Here is a 14,674-nt window from a genome sequence, read left to right on the forward strand (position 1 = left end):
TGCCATGGAGAAGTCGCGGGCACTCGCCCGGCAAGCGTGGTCGCAGAGGAGAATGGCATGGCGACGTATCCGGCGGATCTCCGCTACACGCGGGAGCACGAGTGGGCCAGGGCCGAGGGCACCCGGGCGCGGGTTGGGATCACTCACTATGCCCAGGATCAGCTCGGCGACGTGGTCTTCGTCGAGCTTCCCAAAGTCGGCGCCCGGGTGCGGCAGATGCAGAGCTTCGGGGTCGTGGAGTCGGTGAAGGCCGTCTCCGACCTCTTCGCACCGCTCTCTGGCGAGGTCGTCGAAGTCAATCAGGCGCTGGTCGAGCATCCCGAGCAGGTCAACCAGGATCCCTACGGCGCGGGCTGGATGCTCGTGATCACCATGTCCGATGCCAAGGAGCTGGATGCCCTCATGAGCGCGGGAGACTACGAGGCTTACCTCGAGACGGCCGGCGCCGGAGGGCACTGAGGTGCGGCACGGCGTCACCACGCCCGTGAAGCGTCTCGACCGGACCCGGGCCGCCCGCCAGCCCGACCTCCGCTGGTCGCCCGCCTCGCGGTCTCCGGGACCGGCCCCGGGCGCCGTGGCGCCGCCCGAGGCTCAGCGGCCGTAGCCCGCCGCGTGCATGCGGGCGTGACCTGGCGGCTGCTCGTCACGCCGCCGCTCGACGGCGCCGCCAACATGGCCACCGACGAGGCCGTGCTCCGGGCGCGGATCGCCGGCGAGGGGCCGCCGACCATCCGCTTCTTCGGCTGGACTCCGCCCACCGTGTCGCTGGGATACGGCCAGGTCCTGGACGGCCGGGTGGACACGGCGGCCTGCGCGCGCCTGGGCATCGGGCTGGTGCGGCGTCCGACGGGAGGCAGCGCGCTCCTGCACGAATCGCCCACCGGCGAAGTGACCTACAGCGTGGTGGCCCGGGCCGGAGACTTTGCGGGCGCCGACGATGTCCTTGAGACCTACCGCGTCATCGGGGTCGCGCTGGTGGCCGGGCTAGCCCGGCTCGGTGTCGCGGCCGAGCTCGTCCCGGTGACCCGGGCGGCGCGCGGCGCCGCCGCGCCCACGTTCTGCTTCGCCCGGAGCGGCTCGTTCGAGGTCGCGGTCGATGGCCAGAAGCTCGTGGGGAGTGCCCAGCGCCGCCAGGCCGGCGCCTTTCTCCAGCACGGCGCCATCCTCCTCGACGCCGACCCCGAGCGACTGCGAGCCGTCTTCCCCATGCTCCGGGAGCCGCTCGAGGGCGTCACCACGCTCGCCGCGGTCCTCGGTCGGCGCGTGACCTTCGACGCGGTGGTGCCGGCGCTGGCCGCCGGACTCGCCGAGGCGCTCGGCCGATCCCTCGCGCCGGCCGGTCTCTCACCGGCCGAGGCCGAGGTCGCCCGGTGGCTGGCCGCCGAGAAATACGGGAGCGACGCGTGGACGTTCCACGGGCAGGCTCCGGCGTCTCGGGCCGCGCCCGCGCCGGAGGGTTCGAGGTCGTGATTCGACACGCGATGGCGGGCGATGCCGCGCGGGTCCGAGAGGAGGAGTCGACCAGATGAAGCCCGAAGACGCGCGCGGCGCGCCGGAGGCCCCCGGCCGGGTGCGCCGCGATCCGATGACGATCACGGTCAGCACTCGCCCGGTCACCGAGGTGGACGGCGACGTGCTCGTGGTGGAGCGGTACGCGAAGGAGCCCCGGCTGACGCCGGACGCCCTCCGGGTGGACCGGGCGCTCGAGGGCCTCCTCAGCCGGGTCCTCGACGAGGAGCGGTTCGAGGGACGTCTGGGGGAGTCGACCGCCCTTCACGCCCACGGCCGGCTCCGGGTCAAGCGGGTCCTGGTGGTCGGGATCGGCCCGCGGGCGGAGTTGAAAGCCGAGACCCTGCGGCGGGCCGCCTCGGCCGCGGTCCGACGCGCCCGGGAGCTCGGCGCCCGCACCGTCGTCACGAGCCTGATGGGCGGGCGCCTCCCGGCCCGCGCCCGGGCCCAGGCCCTGGGCGAGGGGGCGCTGCTCGGGCTGTACTCCTTCGATCGCTACAAGGCGCGCAGGGGAGACGACCGCGCCATCGGGGCGCTCATCGTGGCGGTCGACGCGCGGGAGCGGGCCGCCGCCCAGGCGGGACTGCGGGTCGCCGGCCTCACCGCCGAGGCCACCAGCTTCGCGCGCGACCTGATCAACGAGCCCGCCAACAGCGTCACCGCCACCGCCCTCGCCGAGGCGGCCGAGGCGATCGCCAAGGCGGGCCGGCTGCGGGTCCGCGTGTACGACCGGGCGGCCTGCGAGCGACTCGGCATGGGGGCGTTCCTGGCCGTGAACAAGGGAAGCCAGGAGCCACCGCGGTTCATTCACCTCACCTACGCGCCGAAGGGGCGGGCCCGGCGGCGCATCGTCCTCATCGGGAAAGGCATCACCTTCGACTCGGGAGGGCTCGACCTCAAGACGGCCGAGGGGATGGCCTGGATGAAGGGCGACATGTCCGGCGCCGCGGCCGTGCTCGGAGTCATGAAGGTGCTCCCGCGGCTCGCCCCGCCCGTCGAGGTCCACGGGCTGATCGCCGCCACCGACAACATGCCGTCCGGCTCGGCCACCAAGCCCGGAGACATTCTCCGGGCCCTGGGCGGGAAGACCATCGAGGTCAACAACACCGACGCCGAGGGGCGACTCACGCTGGCCGACGCGCTCGGCTTCGCGATTCGCGAGATCAAGCCGGATGAGATCGTGGACATCGCGACGCTGACGGGAGCCTGCTCGATCGCGCTCGGCAGTCTCTGCGCCGGCGTCATGTCGAACACCCCGGGCCTGCAGGCCCGCATCCTCCAGGCCGCCGAGAAGGCCGGGGAGCGGGCGTGGCCGCTCCCGCTCATCGAGGAGTATCGGGAAGGGCTCAAGAGCGACGTGGCCGACCTCCGGAACACGGGTCCGCGCCCCGGCGGCGCCATCACGGCTGGCCTGTTCCTGAAAGAGTTCGTGGGTGACACGGCCTGGGTCCACCTCGACATCGCGGGGGCGGCCTTCACCGACAAGGACCTCCCGTATGCTCCGAAGGGCGGGGTCGGCTTCGGCGCCCGGTTGCTTCTCGCCTATCTCATGGCGGCCGGAGATGTGGGGAAGAAGTGAGCGGAGTGGACCTCCACGCCCACACGACCGCCTCCGACGGCACGTTCTCGCCTGCCGAGCTCGTGCGGGAGGCCGCGGGCCGGGGCCTGCGCATCCTGGCGGTGACCGACCACGACTCCACGGAGGGGATCGCGCCCGCCCTGGCCTGCGCCCGGGAGCACCCGCCGCTCGAGATCGTCCCCGGCATCGAGATCAATACCGACTCCCCCGCGGGCGAGGTGCACATCCTCGGCTACTTCATCGACTACGAGGCCGAGTGGCTGCGCGCCCTCCTCCGGGAGTTCCGCGAGGAGCGCGCCCAGCGCGTCCACCGTATCACCACCCGGCTCGGCGAGCTCGGCCTGCCCATCGACCCCGAGGAGGTGTTCGCCCTCGTCCGCGAAGGGTCGGCCGGCCGGCCCCACGTGGCCCAGGTCATGGTCCAGCGCGGCTACGTGGCGACCGTCAAGGAGGCCTTCGATCGTTATCTGCGCGCGGGCGGCCCCGCTTACGTCTCGCACCGGAAGGTCGACCCCCGCGAGGCCTGCACGCTGATCCACCGGGCCGGAGGAGTCGCGGTCCTGGCGCACCCGGGGTTCCTCGACCGCGCCGAGGGGCTGGCCCGCGAGTTGGCCGGGGAGCGGCTGCTCGACGGTGTGGAGTGCTACTACGACGAGCACACGCCGGCCCAGACCGCGCAGTTCGTGGGCCTCTGTCGCGAGCTCGACCTGGTGGCGACCGGCGGCTCGGATTTCCACGGCCCGGCCGTGCGGGCGGCGACGCTGGGGCAGCCCCCGGTCCCCTGGGCGGCCTACGAGAGCCTCCGCCGCCGCGCGAATCGCTGAGCGCGCCGACCGCTTTCCTCGGCCTCGAGCGCCCGGCCGGGCCTATCTTTCTGCTTGACAGGCGCCGGAGGGGACTCCTATTCTAGCCGGCACCATGGCGCCACGGGTGGCGGCTCAGACGGGATTTTTCGGGTATTACTTTACCCGCCGTCTGCCCGCCGGCCCTGTGCCGTAGCGAACGCGGGAACAACAGGGGCCACGGGCAGACGGGATGGTCGCCCGTGGCCCCTTTCGTTTTTTCAGCCTCGGGCGCGTCCCGTCGCCAGTCCGGCCCCGGAGACACCACATGGCCGACGACGTCGTCGACGTCGTCGAGCTCGGCAAGGAGGGCAGTCAGATGATCATCGTGCTGAAGCCGGGGACGCAGGACGCGGACATCGAGGACATCTGTCGCCGGATCGAGGGACTGGGGCTCCGTGCGCACGTGAGCCGGGGAGAACAGCGCACCGTGATCGGCGCCATCGGTGACGACCGGTTCAAGACGCGGCTCTCGGCGCTCGAAGCGCTCGAGTGTGTCGAGAGCATGGTGCCGATCCTCCAGCCGTTCAAGCTGGCGAGCCGCGAGGTCCACGCGACGAACAGCGTCGTCGAGGTGGACGGGGTCAAGATCGGGGGGCCCCGTCTGGCCATCATGGCCGGGCCCTGCTCCGTCGAGTCGGAGGCCCAGCTGCGGGCGGTGGCCGAGGGCGTGAAGGCCGGCGGCGCCCACATCCTGCGCGGCGGGGCCTTCAAGCCGCGCACGTCGCCCTACGCCTTCCAGGGCCTGGAGGAAGAGGGACTCAAGCTCCTCGCCGAGGCCCGGAAGCAGACCGGCCTGCCGGTGGTGACCGAGGTGCTGGAGCCCGACAAGGTCGGGCTGGTGGCCGAGTACGCGGACATCCTCCAGATCGGCGCCCGGAACACCCAGAACTTCTCCCTCCTCAAGGAGGTCGGCCAGTGCGGCAAGCCGGTCCTCCTCAAGCGCGGCATGGCCATCACCATCAAGGAATTCCTGCTCTCGGCCGAGTACATCCTGGCCGGCGGGAACCCCAACGTCATCCTGTGCGAGCGCGGGATCCGCACGTTCGAGACCTCCACCCGGTTCACGCTGGACCTCAACGCGGTGCCCGTCATCAAGAAGCTCTCGCACCTGCCGATCGTGGTGGACCCGAGCCACGGCACCGGGCACTGGGAGTTCGTCGCCCCCATGGCCAAGGCCGGAATCGCCTGCGGGGCCGACGGCCTGATCATCGAGGTGCACGGAAACCCGGCGGAGGCGCTCTCGGACGGGCCCCAGTCGCTGAAGCCCGACAAGTTCGCGCGGCTGGTGGGCGAGTTACGGGCGCTGGCGCTGGCGATCGGCCGAACCCTCTGACCGGGCCGAGAGCGTCGCGCCTCGGAGGGGGGCGGCGAGGGGCCCCTCCCACGATTCAGGCCGGCGGCCGGGGTATCCGTGCCAGGCGGCGAAGAGGGTGGACCCCCCTGGCGACCCGGGGAGGCCGGTCGGGGGTCTCCGTGGCATAATGGTCGCCGGCTATGACGCGGCGGCGTTGGCTGGTCCGGGTCCGGCGGGGGCTTCGGCGGCCGAGCTTCACTCGGCTGGCCGTCGCCTCGCTGGCCCTCCATCTGGCGGGTATCACGCTCGCCGTCTGGCTCACCCAGTCGTCCCGGACCCCGTTGCCCAAGCCGCCGGAGCCGCTGATCGTCGAGCTGCCGCCGGCGGCCCCGGGCCCCCCGCTGGTCCGCCCGGAAGTCCCATCGCCGCCGGCCCCGGCCCCATCCGCGCCCTCCGTGGCGCCATCGCCTCCACGGGTTGCCCGCCCGCCGACCCCGGAGGCGCCGAAGGCACCGCCTCCGCCTCCGCCGCCGGTGCCGCGCCCGCCCGAGCCGGTCCCGGCACCCGTGGCGCCCGCGCCTCCGCCGCCGCCGGCCCCCCCGCCGGCGATCGCGGCTCCCGAGCCTCTTCCGGCGCCGCCGGCGCCGGTGGCCCGTGCGACCCCGGAGGCGTCGCGGGCGGCCCCGGAGCCTCTGCATCCGACCCCCGCGCCGCCGCCCTCCGCGGCCCGGGCGCCGGAGCCGGCCGAGAGCAGCGCCGGCGCCCGGCCGCCGGCGCTCCCCCCGTCGGCCCCGTCCGGGCCCGCGCGCGAGCCCGCGGAGTCGCCCTTCGCGGGGCGCGCCTTCTCGCTTCTCCCGCCGAAGCTCGACGTCCCGCCGCTCCCGGGGCCCTCGCTCCCGCACGGCGGCGGCACGCGACCGGAAGGGGAGGGAGCGGGCGAGGCCGGGCGCGAGCAGGACGGCCAGGCGGCGATCCCGCTCAACACGCCTGACCCTCGCTACGCGGATTACTTCCCCGAGATCAAGAAGCGGATCGAGTCGAACTGGGTCTACCCCCAGGAAGCGGCACGCAAGGGCCAGTCCGGTCAGCTCGTGCTCGAGTTCGTCGTCCGCAAGGACGGCCATGTCCTCGTCGAGCTCGTGCGCTCGTCCGGCATCGACATCCTCGATCGCTACGCGATCAACGCGGTGAAGCTGTCGGCGCCCTTCCCGCCGATCCCCGCCCGGATGGGCCTCGACAGCGTCCGGATCACCGCGAGCTTCACCTACCTCCTCGATCACGGCTTCCGTCTCTTCGGCATTCGATGAGGCGTCCGCCGGCCGTAAGGGCGCGGCGCGGCCGCCTCGTCCTGGCCCTGGCGCTGTCGGTCCTCCTGGCGGCGTGCGGGCGGATCCTCCCGTCCGATCGGCCGCCGACCCGGCTCACGTTCCTCCAGTTCAACGACCACTACATCCTCGAGCCGGTCGACGCCCGGCGCGGCGGCCTGGCCCGCGTCGCGACGCTGGTCAGCCGGGTGCGGGCCGAGTCGCCCCACACCCTCCTGGCCCTGGCCGGTGACACGATCTCGCCCTCGGTGGCCTCCGCGTTCCTCCAGGGAGAGCAGATGATCGGCGCCTGGAACCTGCTCGGGCTCGACGTGGCGACGTTCGGCAACCACGAGTTCGACTTCGGGCCCGCGGTGATGGCGACCCGCATGCGGGAGTCGCGCTTCGCCTGGCTCTCCGCCAACGTCCTCGAGCGGGCGACGGGGCGCCCGTTCGGGGGCGCCCTGGCCGACCACCTGATCGAACGCGGGCGCGTGACGGTCGGCCTCTTCGGACTGACCATGCCCGAGACCGCCGAGACCTCGGTCCCGGGACCCGGCATCGAGTTCCGGCAGCCGCTGGCGGCCGCCCGGGAGGCGGTCGGGCGTCTGCGCGCGCGCGGGCGGCCGGTCCTGGTGGCGGTGACGCACCAGTCGATGGAGGCCGACGAGGCCGTGGCCCGGGCGCTCCCCGAGCTCGCCCTGGTGATCGGCGGCCACGAGCACGAGCCGCTCGAGCGGGTGGTCGGCGGAACGCTGATCACCAAGGCCGGATCGGACGGCGTCTTCGTCGTCCGGATCGACCTCCAGGCGACGCCCGACGGGCGCGTCCTGGCCCGCCACCATCGCTTCGTCCCGGTGACGGCCGAGCTGCCCGAGGATCCGGCGATGGCCGCGCTGGTGGCGCGCTATGCCGAGCGGCTGTCGGCGGCCCTGGACGTCCCGGTCGGGGAGACGCGCGTGCCGCTCGACGCGCGCCAGAGCGCGGTCCGCACCGTCGAGACGAACCTCGGCAACCTGGTGGCCGACATCGTCCGGGAGAATCTCCACGCCGAGGTCGGCCTCATGAACGGCGGTGGGATCCGCGCGAACCGGATCGTGCCGGCCGGACGGATCACCCGGCGCGACGTCAACGCGCTGTTCCCGTTCCTCAACGTCATGGTGAAGCTCGAGGTGACGGGGACCACGCTGCTCTCGGCGCTGGAGCACGCCGTGCGCGCGTATCCTCAGGAAAACGGCGGGTTTCTCCAGGTCTCGGGCCTCACCTTCGCCTTCGACCCCGGGCGTCCGCCCGGCGAGCGTGTCGTGCGCGTCCTGGTCGGGGGGACGCCGCTCGACCCCACGCGTCTGTACACCATCGCCACCAACAATTTCCTGGCCCGGGGCGGGGACGGCTACGCGATGCTCACGATCGGACGAGTCCTGGTCCGCCCCGAGGACGGCCCGAGCTTCACGAAGGCGCTGGTGGAGGCCATCGAGCAGGCGCGAGTGGTCGAGCCGCGGGTCGAAGGGCGCATCGAGGCGGTCCGGTAATTCTCCTTGACAGTGCGAAGGGGCGGTTGCTACGCTATTTTGCGCTTTTAGCGCACAGGGACGTAGCTCAGTGGGAGAGCGCCTGTCTGACGCACAGGAGGTCGGCGGTTCGAAACCGCCCGTCCCTACCAGTACGGCCCCAGGATAGGGGTGCCCTCAGGGACCACGTGAGCGGCCCCGAGTAGCCGATCGCCGAGCATCACGGAGGGCAGGGCGTCCTTCCGTGATGCTTTTTTTACCCTACAGCGACCCGAGGAGACGATGTCGGACGACGCGCAGGCGCACCTGACCGGGGCCGGCGAATTCGATTGCCTGCCGGAGCCCCTCCCCACTCTGCGCCATAGCGCCGCCCACCTCATGGCCCAGGCTGTGACGCAGCTCTTTCCCGGCACCAAGCTCGCCATCGGCCCCCCGATCGAGAGCGGCTTCTACTACGACCTCTCTCGCCCGGAGCCGTTCACCCCCGAAGACCTCATCCGCATCGAAGCCCGGATGCACGACCTGAGCCGCGCCGACTACCCCATCGTGCGGGAGGAGATGTCGCGGGACGAGGCCATCCGCTACTACGAGGCGCGCGACGAGCCGTTCAAGGTGGAGATCCTCGGGAGTCTCCCGCCCGAAACGACGCGCGTCTCCTTTTACCGCCAGGGGGACTTCGTCGATCTCTGCCGGGGGCCCCACGTCCCGTCCACGGGCCACATCAAGCACTTCAAGCTCTTGACGACCTCGGGGGCCTACTGGCGCGGGGACGAGCGCCGGCCGATGCTCCAGCGGATCTACGGGACCGCCTGGTTCACCCAGGAGGAGCTCGATCGCCACTTGTGGCGGCTCGAGGAGGCCAAGCGCCGGGATCACCGGAAGCTCGGGCGCGAGCTCGATCTGTTCGTCTTCCACGACGTCTCGCCCGGGGCGCCGTTCTGGCTCCCGAAGGGCATGATCGTGGTCCGCGAGCTCGAACGGTACTCGCGCGAGATGCAGGACGCCCGGGGATATGCCGAGATCTCGACGCCGATCCTGGTGAACAAGCGCCTGTGGGAGCAATCGGGGCACTGGGAGCACTACCACGAGAACATGTTCAAGCTCGAGGTCGAGGAGCAGCTCTTCAGCCTCAAGCCGATGAACTGTCCCGAGTCCAGCCTCGTCTATCGCCACGCCCTGCGCTCGTACCGGGACCTCCCGCTGCGCCTCGCCGAGATGGGTCGCCTCCACCGCAACGAGCGGTCGGGGACGCTCACCGGGCTCTTCCGCGTCCGGCAGTTCACCCAGGACGACGCTCACATCTACTGCCGGCCGGACCAGCTCCAGGACGAGATCGCCGGCGTCCTCGAGCTGGTGAAAGAGTTCTACGGCACGTTCGGCCTCGAGCCGATGTTCCGCCTGGCGACCCGGCCCGAGAAGTACCTGGGCACCGTCGAGCAGTGGGACCATGCCGAGCGCGCCCTGGAAGAGGCGCTGAAGGGGAACGGCCTTTCCTACGTCGTCAAGCCTGGAGACGGCGCCTTCTACGCGCCCAAGATCGACATCCACATCGAGGACGTGCTCGGGCGCGACTGGCAGATGGCGACGGTCCAGGCCGACCTCACCATGCTGCCCGAGCGCCTGGACCTCGAGTACATCGACGCCGACGGCCAGCCGAAGCGGCCCATCGCGATCCACCGGGCGATCTTCGGCTCGTTCGAGCGGTTCATCGGCATCCTGACCGAGCACTTCGCCGGAGCCTTCCCGGCCTGGCTGGCGCCGGTCCAGGTCCGGGTGCTGCCGGTGTCGGCCAAGCACCTCGACTATGCCCGGGCGGTCTTCGAGCGGCTGCGGGCCGCCGGGCTCCGCGCCGAGCTCGACGACCGGTCGGAGAAGCTCGGCTACAAGATCCGCGAGGCGCAGCTCGGGAAGATCCCGTATATGCTGGTCGTGGGCGAGCGGGAGGCGAGGGAGGGGGCGGTGAGCCTCCGGAAGCGCAGTGGCGAGGATCTGGGGGCGATGCCCCTGGAGCGGTTCCTCGCCGAGGTCACGGTCGAGATCCGGACCCGGGCCGTGACATCTCGGATCGGGTCGGACGGAGGGTAAGGCATCACCACACTGCACAAGGATCTCCGCGTCAACGAAGGCATCCGAGTCCGGGAAGTGCGGGTCATCACGGCCGACGGGGAACAGCTCGGCATCCTGCCCATCGGCGAAGCGCTCCGGATCGCGGCCGAACGGGAGCTCGACCTGGTCGAGGTCGCGCCCGAAGCGGCCCCTCCGGTCTGCCGGATCATGGACTTCGGGAAGTTCAAGTACCAGCAGAGCCGGCGCGCCAAGGATGCCCGCAAGAAGCAGACGATCATCCAGGTCAAAGAAGTGAAGATGGGCCCGAAGACGGACGAGCACGACTTCCAGTTCAAGGCGCGGCACGTCCGGCGGTTCCTCGAGGAAGGGAACAAGGCGAAGGTCACGATCCGCTTCCGGGGCCGCGAGATGGCGCACACCGAGCTGGGGCGCAAGCTCCTGGACCGGATGTCGCAGGACCTGCAGGACATCGCGACGATCGAGAGCCACGCCAAGCTCGAGGGGCGGAACCTGGTGATGATCCTCACGCCCAAGGCGCACTAGGGCTGCTCGGGCCTCGGCCCGGCGCGCCCGAACGAGCCACAACGAGAAGGTGAGGACATGCCGAAACTGAAGACGAAGCGGAGTGCGAGCAAGCGTCTCAAGGCGACGGCAACGGGCAAGCTCAGCCGAGCCAAGGGGTGGAAGCAACACCTGAACGAGTGGAAGTCGCCGAAGCGGATGCGCCGGCTCCGGCGCGACACGCTGATCTCGGCGGCCGACCGGAAACGCATCCGCCGGCTCGTCCCCTACCTCTAGGAAAGAGAGAAGCCTCATGCCACGGGTCAAGGGTGGACCAAAGACGCGCCAGCGTCGCAAGAAGGTGCTCAAGCAGGCCAAGGGCTACTGGGGTGGGCGGCGCCGGCTCTACCGGACCGCGGCCGAGACGGTCACCCGGGCGCTCGCCTTCGCCTATCGGGATCGCCGAGCCAAGAAGCGGGAGTTCCGGGCGCTCTGGATCCTGCGGATCGGCGCCGCCTGCCGCGCGCTGGACCTCTCCTACTCGGCGTTCATGAACGGGCTCAAGAAGGCCGGGATCACCCTCGATCGGAAGATCCTCGCCGAGCTGGCGGTCACCGATCCCGCCGCGTTCGCCCGCCTCGTCGAGACCGCCCGAGCCCACGCCGCGCGCTGACGCCGCGCGGGCCGCCCCGACAGCTTCCTCGCCGGTGCGGGGAGGATTGCGCCGGATGCCCCGCCGGTCGTGCTGTCGGGTTTCCGGCGGGGGTGTTCGTTCCGTGACCCTCCCCGCCCGGCCCCCGGGGCCGCCGTTGAACCCTAAGGGCAAGCCCAGGGATTCGCGGCCCGTTCGCCTGCGGGCGCCGCGGGCTCCGATCGCCTCACTCGGGTGGTCTCCGGTTTGCTTCCGATGAGATCAGCCGGCCATGACCCTCGTGGGCTCGCGATTCCGATACCGCCCCTCCGCCCGGGTCCTCCGCATCGGGGGCCTGCTCGCCCTCGCCGCGTTCGTGGTGGCCCTGGTCGGGACCGTGGCCCTGACGGCCTTCGTCCGCCGAGCGGCGCTCGAGCGCCTCCAGGCTCAGGTCACCGTCCCGGTGCGGATCGACAAGCTCAATCTGAACCTCTTCAGGGGCCGCGCCCGCGTCACGAACCTGGTGATCGGTGGCGACGACCCGAGCCGTCCCATCCTGACGATTCCCGCCCTCGACCTCGGGATCTCCTATCGGGACCTCCTCCGGGGCGCCGCTCGCGTCAAGTACGTCACCGTCCACGCGCCGCGGCTGTTCGTCGAGCGCACGGGGCCCGAGAGCGTCAACATCACCCAGATGCTGCGTCCCCGGGAGGGGGGCGAGCCCGCCGCGGTCACGGTCGACCAGGTCGAGATCCGCGGCGGCGAGATCACCTTCGTCGACCGGACCCAGCGGCCCCCGTTCGAGCGCACCTTCACGGGCGTTCACCTGACGGCGGGACGGGTCTCCACGGTCCCGCAGCTTCGGCTCACCCCGACCTCCTTCGAGGTCCGGATCGGCATCGGCCAGGGCTCGCTCACCGTGACGGGGGCGACGGCCCCGTTCGGCCGCCCCGGCGGGGTGGAGCTGGTGGCCCGCATGGAGCGGCTCGACCCGGGCGTCTTCCGGGCCTACCTGCCGCTCCGCGCGTGGGTCGATCTGAAGGGAAGCTTCGTGACCGGGGAGGTCCACTACGTGCTGGTCTATCAGGGAGACCGCGCGACGGAAAATGGGCTGACGGCCCGGGTCGACACGGGTGCCGTCGCCTTTCGACCCCCCGAAAGCCCCGCCCCGCTCGTCCGCTTCGCGGGGCTCACGGGGCGTGAGATCCGGGCCGACTTCCTGACCAACCGCGTGCACCTCGGGGAGATCCTGATCCGAGAGCCCCACGTCCAGCTCGAGCGGAAGGCGGATGGCACCTTCACGATCATGCGCCTGATCGAGCCCGACAAGCTCCCCGTGCCGGCGTCCGGGCCGTCGTCGGACGCCCGGCGTCCGAGCACCCGCCAGGACATCCCGGCTAGCGAGCCCCCGCGAGAGGTCGCGGTGACCATCGGCCGAGGCCGGATCGAGGCCGGGACGGTCGAGTTCATCGATCACACCACGACCCCCGCGGTTGCCAGCACGCTGCACGATGTGGTCCTGACGCTGCGAGACGTCGGCCTGGGGCCCGGGGTGCCCCCCGGCCGCGTCGAGGGTGAGGCCCGGGTCGAGCAGGGACGGATCGCCCTGGCCGGCACGGTCGAGCCGCGCGGCCCGGCCGCCCGGATGCGGCTCACGGCCCGTGGCCTGCGCCTCGACACGTTCCGGGGGTATCTCGACGCCGCGCTGCCGAACGCGAGTCTGCGGGGCGGGACGGGAGACGCGCGGTTCGACGTGGTGCTGGCCCCCCGGGCGGGCGGGACGTTCGCGCTGGAGCTCGGAGGCACGGTGGAGGGGCGGAACCTCGCCCTCGTCCTGGCCGGCACCGGGGAGCCGGTCTTCCGGGCCCAGCGGCTCACGGTCGACCTGGCCCGGCTCACCCCGATGGCGCCCTTTCAGGCCGACGTGGCGCGGGTCGACCTGGTGGGCGGGAGCCTGCGGGTCGCCCGGGATGCCGGAGGCAACCTCGACGTGGCGCGGCTCTGGACCTCGCGGGCTCAGCCGAATGGCGAGCCGGCGGCCTCCCCGAACGGGCGCGCGGAGGAGGCGCCGGCCGTCACCGTCCGGCGCGTGGTCGTGGCCCGGAGCCGGGTCGAGTTCACGGACCGGACCGTCACCCCCGCCTTCACGACGGCCCTGGCGAACCTGCAGGCCGAGGTGCGCCAGAGCCCCGACGACCCCAAGCGCATGCGTCTCGAGCTCCGGGCCATCCTGGGGGAGGATGCGCCGCTCGAGCTGGGCGGCTGGGTCACGCCGTTCGACGCGCCGATGCGCGCGGCGCTGAAGGCGTCGGTGAGCGATTACGAGCTGCCTCGGCTCAATCCGTATGCGGTCCGCTATGCCAGCCACCAGATCGACCGCGGGCGCGTCACGGCGAAGGTGTCCTACACCCAGACCGGAAGCGCCTTCACCGCCCAGAACCTGATCACGATCAAGCGCATCCAGGTTGGCGAGGAGGTCGACAGCGAGTTTCGGCAGGGCGTCGGCGTGCCGCTCAAGCTTGCGGTGTCGCTCCTGGAGGGGCCCGACGGCGAGATCCGGCTGGACGTACCGGTGACCGGCGACGAGCAGGGGCTCCACTACCAGCTCGGGAACGTCATCCGGCAAGCGGTGCGGAACACGCTCGTCAAGGTCGTCGCGAGCCCCTTCCGGATGTTCGGCTCCATGCTGACCGTGGGTGGCCGGATCGGCGCGGTCCGGATCGAGCCGATCGAGTTCCGGCCCGGCTCGCTCGAGCCCGACGACGAGGCGTCGGGGCGCTTCGCCGAGCTGATCCGGTTCCTGAAGGACAAGCCGAGGATCTCGCTCGAGATCCGCGGCCGGGCGACGCGCAACGAAGTCGAGCCGCTCAAGCGCGAGCTCCTGCGCGAGCAGCTCAAGTCGCCGCCGCCCGGCGAAGACTCGCCTCTGATCGCCGTCTACCGGGCGGCGGGCGGTCCCGCCACCCAGACTCCGCCCCCGAACGACGACATGGAGCGGTACGTCCTCGACCGCATGAAGATCACCGACGAGGACCTGCGCAAGCTGGCCGACCGGCGGGCCCATGTGATAGAGGAGACGCTCGTGCGCCGCGGCGTCGAGCGGGGCCGGCTGTTCTCCGCCGCCGCCGAACGCGCCCTCGTCGACGGCGGTCTCGGCCGCGCCGAGTTCGAGATCCTCTACTGATCCGACATGCCTCCAGCCGGGCGGATGGACCCCCCGGCCCGCCTGGCCTCCAGCCGCCTCCAACTGCCTTGACCCGGGCGCCTCCCGACGGGAGCCTGACGCCAGTCGCCGGAGGCCGGCATGCAGTGTCCGCAGTGCCAGCAGGACAACCCTCCCGATTCCAACTTCTCCCTCGGCTGTGGCAGCCGCCTCGGCCTCGCGTGCGCCTCGTGCGGAGCGAAGCTCCCTTCGGGCTCCCGATTCTGTAAC

12 protein-coding genes and 1 tRNA gene are annotated in these 14,674 nt (G+C 71.8%); all 13 read left to right on the forward strand.

Annotation, left to right across the window (positions count from 1 at the left end):
• Window positions 1–57 precede the first annotated feature (57 nt).
• The 13 genes from gcvH (at window position 58) to VGW35_23470 (ending at window position 14,425) form a co-directional block, all read left to right on the forward strand.
• Window positions 58–459: a glycine cleavage system protein GcvH gene (gene gcvH, locus VGW35_23410; GenBank protein HEV8310622.1), complete on the forward strand. Its 402-nt coding sequence runs from the start codon at window positions 58–60 to the stop codon at window positions 457–459.
• A gap of 165 nt (window positions 460–624) precedes the next feature.
• Complete coding sequence (locus tag VGW35_23415; GenBank protein ID HEV8310623.1) at window positions 625–1,470, forward strand: lipoate--protein ligase family protein; 846 nt, start codon at window positions 625–627, stop codon at window positions 1,468–1,470.
• A 55-nt stretch (window positions 1,471–1,525) separates the two neighbouring features.
• Window positions 1,526–3,088, forward strand: coding sequence for a leucyl aminopeptidase (locus VGW35_23420; protein ID HEV8310624.1), 1,563 nt, complete (start codon window positions 1,526–1,528; stop codon window positions 3,086–3,088).
• Complete coding sequence (locus VGW35_23425) at window positions 3,085–3,912, forward strand: PHP domain-containing protein (GenBank protein ID HEV8310625.1); 828 nt, start codon at window positions 3,085–3,087, stop codon at window positions 3,910–3,912. Before VGW35_23420 ends, VGW35_23425 begins: the two co-directional genes overlap by 4 nt.
• A 337-nt stretch (window positions 3,913–4,249) precedes the next feature.
• Complete coding sequence (aroF, locus tag VGW35_23430; protein HEV8310626.1) at window positions 4,250–5,266, forward strand: 3-deoxy-7-phosphoheptulonate synthase; 1,017 nt, start codon at window positions 4,250–4,252, stop codon at window positions 5,264–5,266.
• Between the two features lie 608 nt (window positions 5,267–5,874).
• Window positions 5,875–6,534, forward strand: a complete 660-nt coding sequence (locus VGW35_23435; GenBank protein ID HEV8310627.1) for an energy transducer TonB — start codon at window positions 5,875–5,877, stop codon at window positions 6,532–6,534.
• The gene (locus VGW35_23440) at window positions 6,531–8,063 is read left to right on the forward strand and encodes a 5'-nucleotidase C-terminal domain-containing protein (GenBank protein HEV8310628.1); all 1,533 of its coding nucleotides are present in this window, start codon (window positions 6,531–6,533) and stop codon (window positions 8,061–8,063) included. Before VGW35_23435 ends, VGW35_23440 begins: the two co-directional genes overlap by 4 nt.
• Window positions 8,064–8,119: 56 nt before the next feature.
• Window positions 8,120–8,194: transfer RNA gene (locus VGW35_23445), tRNA-Val, on the forward strand.
• Window positions 8,195–8,324: 130 nt separating this feature from the next.
• The gene (gene thrS / locus VGW35_23450; GenBank protein ID HEV8310629.1) at window positions 8,325–10,127 is read left to right on the forward strand and encodes a threonine--tRNA ligase; all 1,803 of its coding nucleotides are present in this window, start codon (window positions 8,325–8,327) and stop codon (window positions 10,125–10,127) included.
• A gap of 12 nt (window positions 10,128–10,139) precedes the next feature.
• Window positions 10,140–10,652, forward strand: coding sequence for a translation initiation factor IF-3 (gene infC, locus VGW35_23455; protein ID HEV8310630.1), 513 nt, complete (start codon window positions 10,140–10,142; stop codon window positions 10,650–10,652).
• A gap of 57 nt (window positions 10,653–10,709) precedes the next feature.
• Window positions 10,710–10,907 (forward strand): 50S ribosomal protein L35, encoded by a 198-nt coding sequence (gene rpmI, locus VGW35_23460; GenBank protein ID HEV8310631.1) that lies wholly within the window; start codon window positions 10,710–10,712, stop codon window positions 10,905–10,907.
• 16 nt (window positions 10,908–10,923) lie between these two features.
• Window positions 10,924–11,283, forward strand: coding sequence for a 50S ribosomal protein L20 (gene rplT / locus VGW35_23465; protein ID HEV8310632.1), 360 nt, complete (start codon window positions 10,924–10,926; stop codon window positions 11,281–11,283).
• A 250-nt stretch (window positions 11,284–11,533) separates the two neighbouring features.
• Window positions 11,534–14,425: a DUF748 domain-containing protein gene (locus tag VGW35_23470; GenBank protein HEV8310633.1), complete on the forward strand. Its 2,892-nt coding sequence runs from the start codon at window positions 11,534–11,536 to the stop codon at window positions 14,423–14,425.
• Window positions 14,426–14,674: the final 249 nt, after the last annotated feature.

Source organism: Candidatus Methylomirabilota bacterium (assembly GCA_036005065.1).
GTDB lineage: Bacteria > Methylomirabilota > Methylomirabilia > Rokubacteriales > DASRDR01 > DASYQW01.

Bases quoted from the DNA above. Each gene is read 5' to 3' on its own strand.
- VGW35_23440 (HEV8310628.1), top strand. From the start codon at position 6,531: ATGAGGCGTCCGCCGGCCGTAAGGGCGCGGCGCGGCCGCCTCGTCCTG.
- aroF (HEV8310626.1), top strand. From the start codon at position 4,250: ATGATCATCGTGCTGAAGCCGGGGACGCAGGACGCGGACATCGAGGAC.
- VGW35_23420 (HEV8310624.1), top strand. From the start codon at position 1,526: ATGAAGCCCGAAGACGCGCGCGGCGCGCCGGAGGCCCCCGGCCGGGTG.
- thrS (HEV8310629.1), top strand. From the start codon at position 8,325: ATGTCGGACGACGCGCAGGCGCACCTGACCGGGGCCGGCGAATTCGAT.
- rplT (HEV8310632.1), top strand. From the start codon at position 10,924: ATGCCACGGGTCAAGGGTGGACCAAAGACGCGCCAGCGTCGCAAGAAG.
- VGW35_23470 (HEV8310633.1), top strand. From the start codon at position 11,534: ATGACCCTCGTGGGCTCGCGATTCCGATACCGCCCCTCCGCCCGGGTC.
- rpmI (HEV8310631.1), top strand. From the start codon at position 10,710: ATGCCGAAACTGAAGACGAAGCGGAGTGCGAGCAAGCGTCTCAAGGCG.
- gcvH (HEV8310622.1), top strand. From the start codon at position 58: ATGGCGACGTATCCGGCGGATCTCCGCTACACGCGGGAGCACGAGTGG.